Origin of the sequence: Xanthocytophaga flava, assembly GCF_030068545.1 — a bacterium.
Taxonomy (GTDB): Bacteria; Bacteroidota; Bacteroidia; order Cytophagales; family 172606-1; genus Xanthocytophaga; species Xanthocytophaga flava.
Window position 1 is genome coordinate 559,141 of record NZ_JASJOR010000002.1, and the last position, 18,337, is coordinate 577,477.

At 40.6% G+C, this 18,337-nt stretch carries 14 protein-coding genes; 3 read left to right on the forward strand and 11 right to left on the reverse strand.

The genetic code is table 11. The features are described 5' to 3' along the window. The first annotated feature begins 476 nt into the window (after window positions 1–476). From QNI15_RS05000 to QNI15_RS05010, 3 genes are read left to right on the forward strand one after another with little or no spacing between them, the layout of a single operon-like run. Window positions 477–1,562 (forward strand): efflux RND transporter periplasmic adaptor subunit, encoded by a 1,086-nt coding sequence (locus QNI15_RS05000; RefSeq protein WP_313999126.1) that lies wholly within the window; start codon window positions 477–479, stop codon window positions 1,560–1,562. 23 nt (window positions 1,563–1,585) lie between these two features. Next, window positions 1,586–4,789, forward strand: a complete 3,204-nt coding sequence (locus QNI15_RS05005; RefSeq protein ID WP_314030833.1) for an efflux RND transporter permease subunit — start codon at window positions 1,586–1,588, stop codon at window positions 4,787–4,789. Beyond that, window positions 4,782–6,215, forward strand: coding sequence for a TolC family protein (locus tag QNI15_RS05010; RefSeq protein WP_313989526.1), 1,434 nt, complete (start codon window positions 4,782–4,784; stop codon window positions 6,213–6,215). The genes QNI15_RS05005 and QNI15_RS05010 overlap by 8 nt, the downstream gene beginning before the upstream one ends. Window positions 6,216–6,586: 371 nt before the next feature. On the opposite strand, the gene QNI15_RS05015 is transcribed toward QNI15_RS05010, so the two are convergent. The 11 genes from QNI15_RS05015 to tssD form a co-directional block, all read right to left on the reverse strand. Continuing rightward, complete coding sequence (locus tag QNI15_RS05015; RefSeq protein WP_314030835.1) at window positions 6,587–9,088, reverse strand: ATP-dependent Clp protease ATP-binding subunit; 2,502 nt, start codon at window positions 9,086–9,088, stop codon at window positions 6,587–6,589. 39 nt (window positions 9,089–9,127) lie between these two features. Continuing rightward, window positions 9,128–10,063, reverse strand: a complete 936-nt coding sequence (locus tag QNI15_RS05020) for a hypothetical protein (protein WP_314030836.1) — start codon at window positions 10,061–10,063, stop codon at window positions 9,128–9,130. Between the two features lie 110 nt (window positions 10,064–10,173). After that, on the reverse strand, window positions 10,174–10,863 hold the full coding sequence (locus tag QNI15_RS05025; RefSeq protein ID WP_313989501.1) for a hypothetical protein: 690 nt from the start codon (window positions 10,861–10,863) through the stop codon (window positions 10,174–10,176). A gap of 156 nt (window positions 10,864–11,019) precedes the next feature. After that, window positions 11,020–11,553, reverse strand: a complete 534-nt coding sequence (locus QNI15_RS05030; RefSeq protein WP_314030838.1) for a DUF4347 domain-containing protein — start codon at window positions 11,551–11,553, stop codon at window positions 11,020–11,022. A gap of 27 nt (window positions 11,554–11,580) precedes the next feature. Further along, window positions 11,581–12,732 carry a hypothetical protein gene (locus QNI15_RS05035; protein ID WP_314030840.1) on the reverse strand — a complete coding sequence of 384 codons (1,152 nt, stop codon included), beginning with the start codon at window positions 12,730–12,732 and terminating at the stop codon, window positions 11,581–11,583. Window positions 12,733–12,806: 74 nt separating this feature from the next. Next, a complete protein-coding gene (locus QNI15_RS05040) occupies window positions 12,807–13,742 on the reverse strand; it encodes a type VI secretion system baseplate subunit TssG (protein ID WP_314030842.1) in 936 nt (311 codons plus the stop codon). 6 nt (window positions 13,743–13,748) lie between these two features. Continuing rightward, on the reverse strand, window positions 13,749–15,590 hold the full coding sequence (locus QNI15_RS05045; protein WP_314030844.1) for a type VI secretion system baseplate subunit TssF: 1,842 nt from the start codon (window positions 15,588–15,590) through the stop codon (window positions 13,749–13,751). Between the two features lie 57 nt (window positions 15,591–15,647). Next, window positions 15,648–16,076: a GPW/gp25 family protein gene (locus QNI15_RS05050; RefSeq protein WP_313989494.1), complete on the reverse strand. Its 429-nt coding sequence runs from the start codon at window positions 16,074–16,076 to the stop codon at window positions 15,648–15,650. 28 nt (window positions 16,077–16,104) lie between these two features. Next, window positions 16,105–17,040 (reverse strand): hypothetical protein, encoded by a 936-nt coding sequence (locus tag QNI15_RS05055; protein WP_314030846.1) that lies wholly within the window; start codon window positions 17,038–17,040, stop codon window positions 16,105–16,107. A 92-nt stretch (window positions 17,041–17,132) separates the two neighbouring features. Then, a complete protein-coding gene (locus tag QNI15_RS05060; protein ID WP_314030848.1) occupies window positions 17,133–17,885 on the reverse strand; it encodes a TssN family type VI secretion system protein in 753 nt (250 codons plus the stop codon). A gap of 52 nt (window positions 17,886–17,937) precedes the next feature. Continuing rightward, window positions 17,938–18,324 carry a type VI secretion system tube protein TssD gene (gene tssD, locus QNI15_RS05065; protein WP_313989489.1) on the reverse strand — a complete coding sequence of 129 codons (387 nt, stop codon included), beginning with the start codon at window positions 18,322–18,324 and terminating at the stop codon, window positions 17,938–17,940. Between the last annotated feature and the right edge of the window lie 13 nt (window positions 18,325–18,337).

An 18,337-nucleotide genomic window follows, 5' to 3' on the forward strand; every position in this document is an offset into this window, starting at 1 on the left:
CAAATCCTCAATACAGACATTTGCAATTAGAAATCTCAAGTACACTATTTGCATTTCCAGATATGATGACCACCTACCCAATTGTTCTCTAAAACACTTATCTGATAAAAGGATAGCCTCTCTCTTTTAATCACCTTTTAATGCTACGTTAATTCCACTTTAATTCAGCTGTTGCACTTTTGTAATAAAGAAGAGAATAAGTATTCCAATTTATGCGTCTTTTTAGTAATAATTTGTTAAGAATGACCTGTCATCTGACAGGCATTGCCTCGGGGAAAACTGCATTATCGGCATCAACTACACTGACAGTTTTACTGTCAATAACTCAGTACGTATTTCTAGAAATATGTATTCCCCGCCCCAAATTACCTAATCAACAACGCTGAATATCAATAGTCAAAATCAGAGCAGCTATAGTTATGTGTATTGGTTACACATCTTTTAACGAAACATAAACCAAACTGTACAAATAGATTATGAGTAGAATTTTCATGTTCATGAGTTTGTGTGCCTTGTTATGTTATACAAGTTGTACATCACACAAAGAAGAAGAGAAGGAGGAAGAAACCGAATTTCTGGTTACGAGTCCTTTGAAAAAAGACACAACAGTTCTCAGAGACTATGTTTGTCAAATCCACGCTATAAGCCATATTGAGCTTAGAGCACTGGAAAAGGGCTACTTGCAAAAGATTTTTGTGGATGAAGGAAAGATGGTCAAAAAAGGGCAGATTATGTTCCAGATTATGCCGATGCTTTATCAGGCTGAACTGGAAAAATCGAAAGCAGAAGCCAATTTTGCAGAGATTGAATACCTGAACACAAAAAGACTGGCAGATAGCAATGTAGTAGCCCCAAATGAACTAGCCTTAGCAAAAGCTAAACTAAACAAAGCAAAAGCTGAATTATCCTTATCTCAAGTCCATTTAGGTTTCACAGAGATCAAAGCTCCTTTTGATGGTATCATGGATCACTTTCAGGTGCGGTTAGGTAGTCTTGTAGATGAAGGTGACTTGTTGACTACTCTGTCAGATAACAGCAAAATGTGGGTGTACTTTAACGTTCCGGAAGCTGAATACCTGGATTACAAAACCAAGGTAAAAAAAGACAGTCTGATAAAAGTAAACCTGATGATGGCAAACAATCAGCTGTTTGACTATCCAGGTGTAGTAGAAACCATTGAAGCTGATTTTAATAACGAAACAGGTAACATTGCTTTCAGGGCTACCTTCCCTAACCCCAATGGGTTGTTAAGACATGGAGAAACAGGTAACATCCGCATGACCATACCTCTTAAAGGAGCGTTGATTATTCCTCAGAAGTCCACTTTCGAAGTTCTTGAAAAGAAATATGTATTTGTGGTTGGTAAAGATCATGTAGTACATCAGAAGGAAATTACTATTTCTGCTGAAATGCCTGATATCTACATAGTAAAAGATGGCTTAGCAGCAGATGAAAAAATTATGCTGGAAGGTATACGTAAGGTAAAAGAGGGAGATAAGATAGAATTCAAATATGAGGAACCTAAGTCAGTGATTTCTCACCTGAAAGTATATGTCGAATAACATCAACATTTAAAAGCAAGCTAATGTTTAATTTATTTTTAAAGAGGCCAGTATTCGCCATCGTCTTATCGCTTGTGATTATTTTCATGGGCGTCCTGGCTGTAAAGACATTACCAACATCCCAGTTCCCTGAAATTGCACCTCCTGTTGTAATGGTTTCTGCATCCTATCCGGGAGCTAGTGCCAAAGCATTGGCAGAGTCAGTTATTATTCCACTGGAACAATCTATCAATGGTGCGTGGGGTATGCGTTACATGACTTCCGATGCAACCAGTGCGGGTGAGGCTAACATCCAGGTTATATTCAACCCAGGTACTGATATAAACCAGGCTCTGGTACAGGTTTCCAACCGTGTTCAGCAGGTGACTAACCGGTTACCTACACTGGTACAACGTGAAGGGGTTGTTATTACGCCTGTAATTCCTAGTATGTTGATGTACGTTAACCTGTATAGTAAGGACAAGAATGCCAACATGAAATTCCTTTTCAACTATGCTGGTGTTAACATGATTCCTGAAATACAACGGATCAACGGTATAGGACAAGCGAGGATTCTTGGTAGCCGGCAATATGCGATGCGGGTTTGGCTAAAGCCTGACCGGATGCGAGCTTATAATGTTTCTCCGGATGAGGTAATGGAAGCGCTGAATGATCAAAGTATCATTGGTAAGCCTGGACGAATAGGTAGAGGGGATGGTAGTCGGGCAGAATCACTGGAATACGTATTGGCTTATAGTGACCGTTTCAGTGAGCCTTCACAATATGAAAACGTAATTATCAGAGCAAACCCTAATGGCGAGTTGCTTCGTTTAAAAGATGTAGCGTCTGTTGTATTGGGAAGTGAATATTATGACATTTATTCCAACCTGAACGGACACCCATCGGCAGCGATTGTATTGAAGCAAACATATGGGAGTAATGCTACGGAAGTAATTGAAAATGTAAAAGCCAAGTTGGAGGACCTTAAAAAATCTTTTCCTCCCGGAATGGACTATGAGATCAGTTATGACGTTTCCAACTTCCTGGACGCTTCTACTGAGAACGTAATCCACACATTGAGAGATGCATTTATTCTGGTTGCGTTAGTGGTATTCGTCTTTTTAGGAGATTGGCGGTCTACATTGATTCCAACGCTGGCTGTACCTATATCGCTGATTGGTGCCTTTATATTCATGCAGTTGCTTGGACTTACCATCAATATGATCACCTTATTTGCAGTTGTGTTGGCAATTGGTATTGTGGTGGATGATGCGATTGTGGTCGTCGAGGCAGTCCATGCGGCGATGGAAGAACATCATTTGTCGCCTTATCGAGCGGTACAGAAAGTACTTAGAGAGATCAGTGGTGCGGTAATTGCCATTACCTTATTGATGACGGCGGTGTTTATTCCGGTAGCTTTTATGCCAGGTGCAGTAGGTACATTCTACAGACAGTTCTCCATAACAATGGCTAGTTCTATTGTACTTTCTGGTTTTATTGCCTTAACCCTTACCCCCGTTCTTTGTGCTATGATATTAAAAAATAATCATGGCAAACCCAAAAAATCAAATATTCTGACCAAAGCTCTTGATAGTTTTAACCGGGGATTTGAGAAACTTACGGATAAATATACGAGTGTACTACGGGTAATAGCACACAGAAAGTGGGTGACTGTTGGTATGTGGCTGGCATTTGCAGCCGGAATTGCTGTAATAGCCAATATATTGCCTTCCGGCTTTATTCCTAGTGAAGATCAGGGTATGATTTACGCCATTATCCAGACACCTCCAGGTTCAACTCTTGAGAGAACCAATGACATATCCCGTCAGTTGCAGGAAATTGTTGAAAAAGTAGATGGAATAAAATCTGTTTCTTCTATAGCAGGTTATGAGGTATTGACAGAAGGTCGGGGATCAAATGCAGGTACCTGTTTGATAAACCTGAAACCATGGTCTGAACGCAAACACACCATGCAGGAGATCATTTATGAACTGGAAGAGAAAGCAAAAGAGATACCAGGAGCAACTATAGAGTTCTTCGATCCGCCAGCAGTACCTGGATTTGGAGCGGCAGGTGGTTTTGCATTACAGTTGCTGGATAAAACCAATAGTGGTGATTACAATCAGCTTGAAAAAGTGAAAAACGATTTCATGGCAGAATTAGGCAAGCGCAAAGAACTTACAGGTCTATTCACTTTCTTCAGTGCCAACTATCCACAATACGAGATTGAGATAGACAATCAGCTGGCCATGCAGAAAGGGGTAACTATCGGTAATGCCATGAATACACTTTCTATTTATGTAGGAAGTACATACGAACTTGGTTTCATTAAATATCAACGTTTCTTTAAGGTATTCGTGCAGGCTGCTCCGGAATACAGAAGACTCCCAAGTGATATCATGGAAATGTATGTGAAAAACGATCATGGTGAAATGGTTCCGTTCTCAGCGTTCATGAAGATTAAAAAGAAACAGGGAGCCAATGAGATCAACCACTATAATATGTACAATACAGCAGCTGTACGAGGTGCTCCTGCTAAAGGATACAGTAGTGGTGAAGCCATCAAAGCAGTACAGGAAGTAGCAGCAAAGACTCTGCCTCATGGATTTGATATAGACTGGGCAGCTCTTTCCTATGATGAGGTAAGACGTGGAAATGAAGCGGTTGTAATTTTCGTCATCGTATTAGTCTTCGTTTACTTTGTACTTGCAGCACAATACGAAAGCTTTATCATTCCATTAGCTGTAGTGTTCTCATTACCTCCAGGTGTATTCGGATCATTTATGTTGATTAAATCCATGGGATTGGCTAACGACATCTATGCTCAGGTAGGACTTGTCATGCTTGTTGGTTTGTTAGGAAAGAACGCCGTATTGATTGTAGAGTTTGCCGTTCAGAAAAATAAGCAGGGTGCTACTATCATTGACGCAGCTATTGAAGGTGCCAAAGTACGTTTCAGACCTATTTTGATGACATCTTTCGCCTTTATTGCAGGGTTGATTCCATTGGTACTCTCTCATGGTGCAGGTGCAATTGGTAACCGTACCATTGGTGGCTCTGCACTGGGTGGTATGCTTTTCGGAACTATTTTCGGGGTACTTATAGTCCCAGGATTGTACTACATATTCGGAAGCCTGGCAGAGGGCCGGAAGATGATTAAAGATGAAGAAGAAGGTTCATTAACTGAAGGCTTCGTACATAGCATAGACACTTTTCCCATAATAGATGACAGCAAAGACGATGAGTAATAAAAGAATATTGAATTGCTTAGCCACAGGCTGTATTCTCTTACTGGTTACAGCTTGTAGTGTGCCGACTACTTCAGTAAGAACAGAAAATAAAAAAGTCCCTGCGAGTTTTAATAACTCGCAGGACTCTACCAATACTGCCAAGATCAGATGGAGAGACTTCTTTACAGACCCTAATCTGGTAGCTCTGATTGATACTGCGTTGAAAAACAACCAGGAATTAAATATCACATTGCAGGAAATTGAAATTTCCAGAAATGAAATAAGAGTCAGAAAAGGAGATTACCTGCCATTTGTAGGCTTACGAGGAGCAGCTGGCGTTGAAAAGTCTGGCCGATATACTCTTCAGGGAGCTACTGAGGCAAATACTCAGATCAAACCGGATAAGGAAATGCCAGATCCATTGCCAGATTATCTGGTGGAAGCTTTTGCTACCTGGGAACTGGATATCTGGCATAAACTGCGCAATGCGAAAAAGGCAGCAGTAAACCGCTATCTGTCTTCTGTAGAAGGAAGAAACTTCATGGTTACCAACCTGATTGCAGAGATAGCTAACTCTTATTATGAATTACTGGCGTTGGATAATCAGTTAGCTATTGTAAGACAGAATATTGAGATTCAGAATAATGCGCTGGAAATTGTAAGACTGCAGAAACAATCTGCCCGTGTTACAGAACTAGCAGTACGCAGGTTTGAAGCACAAGTGCTTAACACCCGAAGTATTCAGTATGGTATTCAGCAAAGAATTGTTGAAACAGAAAACCGGATTAATTTCCTGCTTGGTCGGTATCCTCAACCTATCCAGAGAGACTTCCAAGCTTTCAACAATTTGATTCCAAGTACCATATATTCAGGCGTTCCATCTCAGTTGCTAGCAAATCGTCCAGACATTAAACAAGCTGAACTAGCACTTATGGCAGCGAAGCTGGATGTAAAATCAGCGAAGGCTAACTTCTATCCATCTCTGCGTATTTCAGCAGCTATTGGCTTTGATGCATTCAATCCATCTTATCTGATCAAGACACCTCAGTCTTTGCTGTATTCACTGGCAGGAGATTTGATTGTACCTTTGGTTAACAGAAATGCCATAAAAGCGACATATATCAATGCTAATGCCAGACAATTGCAGGCGGTTTATAATTATGAACGTACTATTCTAAACGCCTATGTTGAGGTAGCCAATCAGGTATCAAAAATCAGTAATCTTGAAAAGAGTTACGATTTGAAAGAGAAAGAAGTGCAGGCCCTTACTCAGTCTATCACTATTTCCAACAACCTCTTCAGTTCCGCAAGAGCTGATTATATGGAAGTATTGTTAACTCAACGGGATGCACAGGAATCTAAGTTTGAACTGGTTGAAACCAAGATGCAACAGATGAATGCTATGGTTAATATTTATCGGGCATTAGGTGGTGGATGGAATTAAGCAGATAGTGCCAATAGATTACGCAATTATCTACGTTAAATAGTTTAGAACTACACATAGTAAACAAAAGGTTCGGGCATATTGGCCGAACCTTTTTTATTTATAGCTATCGAAGTACTGCTAGACAAATCATCTAAGTTCATACTATAAATGTATGAATCAAAAACAGAATCAGGCCAACAATTGCCATTTCCAATGTTATTATAAAAATCTGGTGTAACCTTATCTTCTTTAGCCAGTTTTCAGGATCATTCTTGTTGTCTTTTAAAATCATACCACAATAGTACTACTCAGGCAATGTCTCAGGAGGGGGTATTTTCACCTATTGTAGGGTATTAACTCGTTTGTAAGTAGAAGTTCAACTTTTCCATTTATGAAACTACCTCTAAAAAAGGATTTAATGTAACCATCCATTCCAACAATCCTTCCTGTACATGTACTTTCACTAATGATCCTTTCTCTACTTCACCAGCCACTATCATGTGTGATATAGGCCTTCGTAGTTTGTTTCTGATCACACCTTTTAGCTGTCGGGCACCATACTGGGGAGCAAACTCACTTAAGGCAAGATAGCGCTTAGCCTCGTGCGTCAATTCCAGAGTAATACCTTGTTTGTTAAGCAAGTCTGTTAATCCATGCAGATGCAGATCAAAAATTCGCACAGCATTTTCTTCAGAGATAGGACCAAATGGAACAATCTCTGTTAACCGAGCCAGAAATTCAGGTCTGAAATAGCGACTCATAATTTCCATAAGTTCACTGGCAGCAGGAATTTCCTGATGGTTAAATTTATGCGAAATAAAATCACTGCCAATGTTGGAAGTGAAGAGAATCACGGCATTTGAAAAATCTCCTTCCTTACCAAGTCTGTCATGCAAACGACCTTCATCCAAAATCTGCAGAAAGATGTCAAATACAGAAGCGTGGGCTTTTTCTATCTCATCAAACAAAACTACGGAATAAGGCTTCTGACGAATCTTGTTCACCAGTAACCCACCTTCTTCATAGCCTGTATACCCCGGAGGCGCACCATATAACAATGCAGCAGAATGCTCCTCCTTAAACTCTGACATATCAAACCGAATCAAAAAAGACTCATCATTAAAAAGAAAGTCAGCAAGGGACTTAGCCAATTCTGTTTTACCTGTACCAGTAGGCCCAAGCAAAAAAAATGATCCTATGGGTTGTCCTGCTTTAGTCAAGCCAGAGCGTGCTTCCAGAATAGCATCTGATAATGCTTTTACGGCATGGTCCTGACCAATAACCCGTTTTTTCAGTACTCCATCTATAGTTAACAACTTATCTCGTTCTTTGCTTTGTATCTTGCCCAATGGTATACCTGTTTTGTGTGACACAATAGCAGCTACATCCTGTTTATCTACAGAATCTTTTGGAATGTCTGTAAGCGAAAGCAACTTCTCAAGCTTTTTTTCCAGATGCTCATACAAAGCAGTTGGCAGATCCAGCTCTTCAACCAGAGGATCTTCCTCCAACTGATTCAGTAATACAGGACTTACTTTATTTTTTAGTTGCTGATGATACCATTTCAGTTCCTGTAAATCGCCAGAGTCTGAACGTAAGGCAATCAATTGCTGTTGCAACAATTCCAGCTCCAGTTTTGAAGTTTCGCCTACCATGCGAATTGCTGCTAGCGTGCGATCTAGCAGATCAATGGCAGCATCAGGTAATCTGCGATCCTTTATATATCTTTTAGAAAGACGAACAGCTTCACTCACAGCGTCTTTTGTCACCTTTAGTTTATGATGCTTTTCATAGAACGGGAGTAAATGTTGTAACATACGAGTAGCTGTTTCTACATCAGGCTCCTCTACACGTAAAACTTCAAACCGGCGACTAAATGCTTCATCTGCTTCAATATATTTACGGTATTCGTCTGTGGTTGTAGCACCAATAACAGTAAGCTCACCTCGTGCCAGCTCTGGCTTTAACAGATTGGCAACACCTGTTCCCATAGATCCCCGACTATCAAGCAACAGATGTATCTCATCAATAAATAAAATGGCTTTTTCCAGTTGCTTTAGTTCCTTCAGAATCCCTTTTAATCTGTCTTCTACTTCTCCTTTGTAAGATGCACCTGCAATCAATGCTCCGTTATCCAGTTCCCATACCTGTGCATTTCGCAGATGTACAGGCACATGGCCAGCTACAATAGCTAAAGCAAATCCATCAACCAAAGCTGTTTTTCCAACACCGGGCTCACCTACCAGAATTACATTGGGTTTGGTACGTCTGCCTAAAGTTTCGGCAATCATACGGGTTTCCCGATCTCTGCCAACAATAGGATCAAGCAGCCCTTCTTTTGCCAGCTCAGTTTTATTCACACAATACTTTAACAGGTTTGTAAAAGCTGTAGTAACAGAGGAAACTGTGTTAGTGCCTTCAGTAGAATCAGATGATACAGTCTTAGGGTATACGGCATGTTCAGTATCTATGTCAGAAAGAGCTGCCTCTATAATTTCTTTTTGTGTGAGAGGTAATGTCTTAAGCTGATCAGCGGAAAAAGCCAAACCCGGTTTTAGTAATGCAGCCAATACAGCTACAGCATCTATCTGCTCCTTACCTAACTGCATCCTTACCAGATCAGCCAGTTCCATAACAGCTTTTACCTGTTCATCTCCCGGAGGATTTTGTATAGTACGTCCGGATCTGGGATAGCCTTCCATACGAACTTCGGCCCAATCACGCAGATAGTAAATATCTTTTCCCTGTGCAACAAGCCAGGATGCCAGTCCAACGTCATTGTGTAGTAATCCCATTAGCAGATGTGCTGGTCCAAACAATTCATTCTGGTATTCCTTACATAACGACTGTGCGATCTGAATAGCACGTCGGACAGATTCAGTATAATTCATACGATTGGTATATTCAGTGATGAAAAACAGGAGGGTATATCAATCTGAAATTTTCCGTATCTTCTTATTCAGATCTTCAATCTTATTTCTGGCTTCTGCCTTTGAGCTCTTATTTAGTGTTTCGATAGCCAACTCATACATAGGTTTTCGGGCACAAGGTGGTTTCTTGCTATCATCCCCTCTTTGTATGAGCATGTCAATAAACTCACTCGTAGTTTTCTCACGAACTGAACTTTCACTGGCAGAGCCAGTATTGGTATTACTGCCGGCATTATTTCCAGAATTTACAGCACGTAATCTGGCAATTTCATCTTCCGCATTTTTCAATCTGGAAACATACAAAGCACAATCAGCAGCCCTATCCTCATTTCTTGGCCTGGCCCCTCCTCCCCCACCAGAAGATGGAGCAGGTTTGGCAGCAGCGGCCTGAGCCAGGAGCAATTCCAGCATATGGATCTTATCATCTTTGGCACTGAGATCGGCATTCAGCTTATCTACAGCTTGTGTGTTTACGCCATTTTTCTGAAGTGTCTCCCGCAGGTAGGCAATTGTATTTCTATATGTCAGAGAGGCATCGACCAACAGGAGGATATTTTTGGAAAATATTTTGGCGGAGTCCACTTTGAAAGAAGCAGTATCCCGCTTGAGATCATATACCGCTGATCGTATCATATTTTCACTTTCATCAATAGCCCGCTTCACGTTTCCCCTATCCAGGTCAGTGGTAGCATTGAGATATGCTTTGTCATTTTCTTCCAGCAACGCCAGCTGTTTTACCATTTTTTCCAGACGGACATTCAGTTTCACCTGTTCTGATAATGCAATCCTAAGTTTTTCATTTTCCTGTTCCAATGCATCAGTAGGTGTACTGAAAAAGAAAGCCGCTGCAGCAAATGGAATAATCATTGAACAGCCATAGATGAGGGCAAACTGCCAGATAGCTAACGTACGTTGTTTCTTATTAATCGCGTCCATGACATACTTTAATTTATTACGAATTATAGTTTAATGGATGAGTCAAAGACAACAATTGGTTTTGCGTATCTGGCAGGCTTGCAAACAAAATATGACTTTACATCTAAAGACTATCTTTCTCCCATTCCCTTTGCAGAGAATATTTTGTTAGCGAAATCTTGTTTGTCTTCTGCACTAATACGTAAGCTTCCCTTTGTTTCAGAAACTCCATCCTTATCTTTAAATACCCGCACTGTACCTATATCTACCAGCTTGTTATAGGGATCCTCCTTATCCTTCATGTAAAAAGAATTTACAAGATTTTTAATCCCGTCCTTTGTAATTTCTCCAGAATAGATTGCCAACCAGGTATACTTGGCACCACTAGATGTTTCTCCGTGTTCTTCCGAAAATACGCTGAAGAAGTTTCCATTACCGGATATAAATGAGCCTAAACCAGAAGCCTGATCAATCAAAACCCCATCGTCTACACGATACCCGTTGTAACTGGTTTTCACAGATAAATCAGTAAAATCCTGATCAAAAAACTGATAACGATAATCTGCATAGCGTTCTCCTATCTTATCATCCTTATCAGAACTACCAAATAAGATATGTTCACTTGACAGATAGATACCTTCTATTTGAGGAGGTTTCATGCCTTCATAAATAGTCATACCATTCTGACGCATGGCATTCATAGCTTCTGAAGGCACCAGATCCTTAATGTCTTGCGAAAATCCGGTATCGGTATTTTCTTTCTTACAACTTGTTGTTACACTGATAACAATCGCAATAACCAGAAATGATAATCGTTTCATACTGTAAATGGTTTGAGAATTATAAAGTAGAAAGTATACTCACAAGCAGACTGATTAACAGACTATTGTTTGCTTCTGCTCTAACTTGTTAGTGTGCCATTACAAGTATTCGTAACCATTAAATTTCCAATTATCATCCTTCTTATTCAGGAATACCTATTCAATCATTTCTGAAATAACCTGTCCTCCATTCCCGATAGTAACCGTTTTCAGATCGCCCCAGAAATGCATTACATGTCCATCGACAAAACTTGCAAATCCTGGAGAAGTCCATCCTCTAACCGTCCCTCCACCTGTACGTAGGTAGATTTGTCCCATTTTTTGTAAAAAAGCAGATCCGTCTGTCCCTTCTGCCACATTGCAACCATTACACAGAATGCGGGAATTAGCATTGAAAATGGTTTCATAATTTCGGTTTGCCAGCCAGCTTTCAATATTGCATACTGCCAATGCCTGATTGCCAAGCTTTATTTTTCCGGAATTTCCATGTGTGTCAAACAAAAGGCGGCTTACATGTACACCTCTCCTAATCAAGCCATCAAAGATGTCCTGAAGCTCACTCAGGCTACCACACGAATAATAATATCCTGCATTTTCTCTGGAAAGAGCATCAGACTCTAGTTCTTGTGAATAAATAGAAACCCAGAGCTGATTCTGATCCGGATTTCCCCGTAACAATGGAATTGCCATAATAGGTAAGTATAAAAGAATAGGTTTTCAGATGGGACTCCAACGATTTTTATAAGGTTCAGGATTCTTTTGCTCATTCACCTGATGTTCTATAATAAAGACATTCTGACCTTTGCGTTTACCTATTATCTCCAGTTGAGACAACTTAAAAAACACAGTTACCAGAGTCTTATAAAATGCATCAACCTCTGCAAATACCCTACCCAGTTCTGTATGATCATATTCGAGCTGTAACACAGCCTTAATCTGATTTTCGAAGGCACCAGGTACCAAATCCATCCACTCACTGAGATAAGTCAATAGCTCTTCTCTCTCTTTGGCAGGCCTACAGTTCAGAAACGTTTGTACCAGTTGTACTGGCTGCATCATTGTTTCCAACATATGAATAGGTGCCTGCTGAGGGATACGCCATTTGAACCCAAAGCGATATCGACTTACTTCTTTTAGAATCTCTTCTGAAAAACTTCCAATTGAGTCACTTAAATCTGTTCGATTGGCTTTATCTCTGGTTTTTTGAAACACCTTTGTTGTATAGGTTTCCAGTAGATTTAGATGATTCTGAAAGGCAGCATACCATTCCCGCATTGGAAAAAGACTGCTCACAGAAGTACACGCAGGTAAATAATCAGTCACAGGTTGCAACTCGCCATTTTTATGAATAATCCGTCCAATAATCAATCCGTTAGAAAGTTCATCGGTGTTAACAGCTTCAGATGGCATAATACTCAACTGTAGTTCCGGACGGGTAAACGGATACCGGGGGGGCATTTCATCAACAATAGGTTCTCCAACCGGAATCCTTTTGAACAGGTTAATGCTCACAATCAGATCAAACTCCTGGTTAACAAACGTCTGCATAGAAAACTTCTCCGTAATCGCTTTCAAGGTCGTTTGCAACTGCAGGGGGATCGTATTATATAATTCTATCCGGCTGCCATTAGGGACAATAGCTCTGCAACTCAATACCTTTGCCTGAATATTCTGATTGTAATCACATATAATCTGTACATTCAAGGCATCAGCCAGAGGCAAAACTCCATAGTTGTAGCTGGTAAGGTCCAGTGCTGATACATCACGCAATGCATCATGCAGAAAAAACTCATTCTGTTCAAAATGACGGCGTGAGATTTTCATCCCATCTACCCAGTTTACCGGAAAATATTTCAGTTCAGTAATCATGCGTATTTCTTTTATAAATAGGTAGTCTGCTATCTCAACCAATAATCTTTAAAATTGTATAGGAGGAGTTGTCATTACAGATAAGTAGTATATCCTAACCGTCCATTATATGTTTCTTCATCTACCACAAACACCTCGTTATCAACTAGTAACTTCACTTCTATTTTATAGTCTGTTTCCATTGGAAACAGATACTGGCTCAAATACCGGATTAGCTTTTCACCAGGCCCTCCCGGTAAATATGCTTGGATGCGGTGTGCATCTGTTGGTAGCACCTGAATCAATACAGAGGAATGTACCTCTACATATTCGTCACCCATGATCCAATCTACCCCTAACCGTATCTCTCCCAGTCCGATAGCAGGTTGTTCCGCGGTATACCATAGAGGAGGCTTGTGAATAATATTGACAGTATCTTCCAGTAGCGTTTCAAAACTTAATCGTATTTGTTCCCAGTCACCTGCTATCCGATGCACCATTGGCAGCAGATATAACAGATTATGAATCTGAGAAGGAGTTAGAAACGCCGGAAAATTCCAGAACTCTGAAAATAAATCACCTTCAAAGAACCCCTCTCCCTCAAATAAATATTTACGTTCTTCCAGAATAAGCTTTACCCGCAACCGATAGTATTCCTGTTCCAAAGGCAGAAAAAAGCGTCGGGCAGCATTTTCCCTTTCCTGTTGCTGTTTTATCTCCTTCAGAACTTCTTTTTTGTTTGCAGGAGGTTTATTCTGGCTAGGCTGATGAAAAATTCCTTCTGGCAACGAATCATATAATCCATCTCGGTTTATTTCCAGACAAAGTCTCTTCTGCCCTGACCGCGTCATTTCTTCTACTCTGGCTTTTCCAATATCATTCTGAAAATTTCGCTTGAACAATCCGATTGGAAGAATTAGCAACTCTTCCATTGGCAAACCATTTTCCAATAGATTGGCAAGCAGTACCTCTGCACGAATGTCGACAGGCAACCGGTTAATCTGATCAATATATGTATCTAATGCAGACATCGTCAGTTATGAAAAGATGATTCGAAAAGGCAGGTTACCCACTGCCTGTGCTTCCAGTATAGCTTTTAACTGCAATCCACGTTGTTCCCATTCTCTGGCAGTTTGTTCTATACCTCTGGCAGGCTTGATAATAACCTCAATACAGCGCACAAAACCTGCATTAGGAGCATTGCTTATCATGAAACTTCTATGTACTTCTACAGCTTGCGCCATATCCCCCAGTTCTTTCAGGCAGGTAGCCCGTACATCTTCCAGCGTCACAATCCGGTTCCGGGATAACAAAGCTTTCCGATAATGATTAATTTTTTCAGAAGCCTTTAACCGATCCCTTCCTCCCTGAGTAGTAGTAAGCAGAAAAATTCTGTCTTTTTGCACATTGGCATCTGAATAAGCGGATAGTTTACTTCCTACCGGAATCCGGTTAGCCTGGCTTCCATGGCAAGTCCAGTATTCTACAAATACATTTTCACTCTGTTGTGATTGTTTAATTACCAGATAGGGCACTGGAGATTCCAGTATATCTTCTCTTCCTACCTTTGTTTCCAGACGGGCAATGGTCTGATTCAACTCCCGGATAACAGAGGAAAGAAAATCTTCACCTAAAGCTGAGAATGAAGAACTTTCGTCCCGGATTGTATCCAGCATATTGGTCAGCATCTCACGCGCATTCCGGTCATCAAAGCGGTTTATGCCATATTGTAAGGTGTAGGTTCGGGCTTGTAATTCCAGCAGGTTACCTAAAGGAACAGACTGCAAACGCAATGAATTACTATCTCTTACATCCCGTATTCCAAGAAACAATCCATTTGCCTCCAAAGGAATGATATTGAAATTTGGCTGAAGTTTATAGGTAAGCTTGTTAAGCTTTCTGTTCATGACCGGGATAGCATTGACCGAACAGAGTAAACTATTCAAAGCCTCTGTAGAAATAGCCTGCGAGAAACGGATCTGTATCCAACACAAAGGCTTTCGAATGGATTTTAGAGCACTTTGCCCAAACCATTGTTCCAACTCCTCCGGATAAAGCTTTCTTTCGATCTCTGATCCACCAGTAATAGTAACAAACTGACCTTCAAACTGCCATTCGGTTTCTTTTTCCAGCTTTTTTACTCCGTCTAGTTCTTTTTCAAGTGAAGTCAGAGCAAAGTCTGACAGATTTGTTTGAGGCAAACCCATCTGAGTAGTTAATTTATGGCGTCCATTATACCATTCACTAAACGGAAGATACTTGTACCATGTATCCCGCTCCGGATGACTTTGCCAGTCAAAATAAACAGACAGTTGTTGTAAACTGGTAATATCTTCGTCCAGTTCCAGCCCAATCCAAAGAGTCTGAAAGGAAGCGATATAGCCTGACTTCGCCTGTGCAACAGCTACTTTTTGTACCCCTTCTTCGATCTGAAATAGTGTATGTGAAGAAGCTATATAGGCAATAGATGCATTAAATAGGGGTAGCTTACGCAAAGGAGAGAAATATACATCTGTTTCTGTCTGACGCACAGTACGATCGGTATTGCGCAACCGAAAGACAAACTGAGAATCGGGGGTTACAGCACTAACAGGCTCAATGGAACGCATTTGCAGAATACCATATGCAGCTCTGGCAGTTTCAACTTCAGGATTCATCAGTTGTGCCAACCGATTGAGCAGACGGTTCTGTGTTTCACTGATCTCTGCGGAAATTTTCTCAAACTCAACAGCACATGCTTCAATTAACAATGCAACCAACGGATCAAAAGCTTCCAGTTCTGTTTCAGAGTATCCCCATAACTCCGCAGCACGACGAAGCATCCGGTTTTTGACCTGTGCCCGCATAAAACTTTTGGAAGACAAAATATCTGATTGCATAGAATGTAGTGTTTGGAATAGTACTATAATATGGTGTACATAGACAGCTCACTTACATCAAAAAGATAAAGGAGAGATATAGAATGCCTTGTAAAACTCAAATTTTTCGTTTGTCTGAGTTAACACTCCATCAATCCAGATTCCCAGCCGACGTTTAATCCTGCGTTTATGCTCTCCCAATGTAAACTCATGATCTTCCATCTCTACCCGTACCCGTACATTGGCAAGACGCTTTTCATATTCTGCAATAGTAGTTGTGACTGATTTTACAATTTCATCTTTCCAACGATTGCTTGATTGCAGGCTAAAATCTTCTTCCCAAATACTACACCCATATTCTCCATCAAAGCGTGACTCCCGAAAATGTGTAGTAAGGAGCAGAAACAGATTCTGAGCAACTGACTCCCGCAAACCACATTGTGTATGCATTTTCTTCTGCAAAATCTCGTCGAGTCGCAGAGGTAATGTGTAATAGCTCTTAGGCATAGCAAACCGTCCTTTCAAGTAGTAAGCCTCAAAACCGAAAAGCGATTCCAGCACCCAGGCCAACAGAAGACACAGGTATTTTCAGATTCAGATTATCTGTCCGACGTTGAGACTCGTCTATTTCCACAGGCTGATCAATCTGACTGGTATTGCCATCGACATAACTATATTGTGCTTTGGTAACTTCTGAGCTGTTAGATTTAAGCTGCACACTGGAGATAACCAGTTCTACAAAACCCCGTAACTGATCTACAATACGAAACTGGATACCCAAAGCTGCCTGATAGCCAAATCCTACCTTTTTCTCCAGTTCATTGGTCATCTCAATTTCATATCGTGCAGAAGGATTGTCAGGATAAGTAAAATTAGAGGTATTTACATAGGATAGTGTAGTAGGAATCCCTATACAAAGCCCTAATCGGTTATAGATATAATATTCAGGTTTAGATACAGCCTTAAAGGTAATATTAGGAATAATATTTACAATTGTGTAGTCATAGTCCTTTTGCACTTTAGCAATATAATTGGTAGTTGGCTCAGAAGAATTGTTCCGATACTCAGAAGTTGTAGTAAAACTTTCTGTAGCAGTCTCCCCCAGAATATATTCACCATCTATACCTATATTAATAAAGTCATTGACAACCAACCCGACTCCACCTCCTACCCGCAGGCCAGCCCCAAATGATTTATCTACTTTGTAATCAGAACTCTTTGTGGTGTAGGTGCCCGAACTATAGGAATACGTACTGGATGGATCTACCCCCTGTCCGCTAAAGCCACCCGGTGTAAGCAAGCCATAAAATCCATATGCCTTTACATAAAACTTATTTTCAGCAGCAGACTTTTTATTGGCTGACTCGGATGAAAATGGGGTAACTTCCGGAGAAGCAGCCATTTGAGCCATTATCCGGACACTCAATAAGGCCATAAAAACAGTCAGCGATAATGGTTTCGATGTATTCATAATTGAAATAGTAGTAAGAATAGCTTTGGTTATAGGTTGTAGATGACCTTATAGTCTTAAAATTGTGTATTACCTGAACTATTTCAGTCAGATCATTTTCGTTCTGCTTTGATGATGAAGTTATCCTGTATATTATTCTGCTGGAATGTCAGATCCGGATCGAAGTAACGCCTAGGAAAGAATCGCCCTCTGACTGCATAGAAATGCCATCCATAAGGACGGTTCTGTGAATCTGTAAACTGAATTCCATTGACACCATTTTGTTCATTGTAGTCATTCAGAAATATCAGAAACAACTCTCCCAATGGCATCTGTAAAGGAGCCTTCGCCTTAAAATTAGTTGTAGCAGCATCTGTAGCCCGTTTGGGAAATTCAAACTGTACAACCAGAATTTTAGACAGGTCAATCAGATCAAGATCAGGCATAGCTCCGCCCAATGGATAGTACCATTTTTTGTATTCAGCCCCCGGAATAGCCCGATAGGATCTATAAGTCCAGGCAAACAGATAGGGTATAACAAATGGAATTACACAGGTAGCAAATCCGGCATTGCCAGTCTCAAAAACCAGGAGATACAAAAGCCATATGCCTATTCCTCCCAGAATCTGTACAATGAGTGTTAAACCCAGGCCATAGAGATCTTGATTCGTCTCCGGTGCAGTAAAAAACCGATACAACAGAAATAAGTGTGCAATACCTAACCCAAACCCAAGCAATTGAGCCAATAAATACCAACCCTGCATTGCCAAAGGGGATAAAAGTCCAAGCAATCCAGTCAGAATCAGTAGCAGGATCATGCCTGCCATATACAGAATACCTTTTGTTGGCTTAACAGAAGTTTTCACCTGTCAATAGGGTTTAGATTAGGAATTGAATAATAGAGTATCAGATCTATGATCAGGCATGATTTTCATGGGCCACGCCACTTACTTCTATTTTGCGGGCGGAAATATTCAGACTGACAGTCATGGCACTGGCAGAGGTAGAATTGAAAGACTCGGAATAGCCTACACAGTAAGCGTCTTCAAACTTGACTTCTTTTAAAGTAGAGTCTTCGTCTATCTTTTTAAATACAATACTCCCGTTGGTCTTTTTGTAGGGATCAATCATCCAGCCCAAAAGAGCGGTATCATCACTGGTAACAATCTGAATAAACAGATTACCTCCTTTTACATTGGATGCCGGACGGCCTTTGTCGTCAGTAGCCTGACCAAATGAGAAGTTACAGCTTAACACATCGTATTCTCCGCCTTCTACTTGTAATGTTGCATTAAATGATGACATAGTGGTAAAGTGA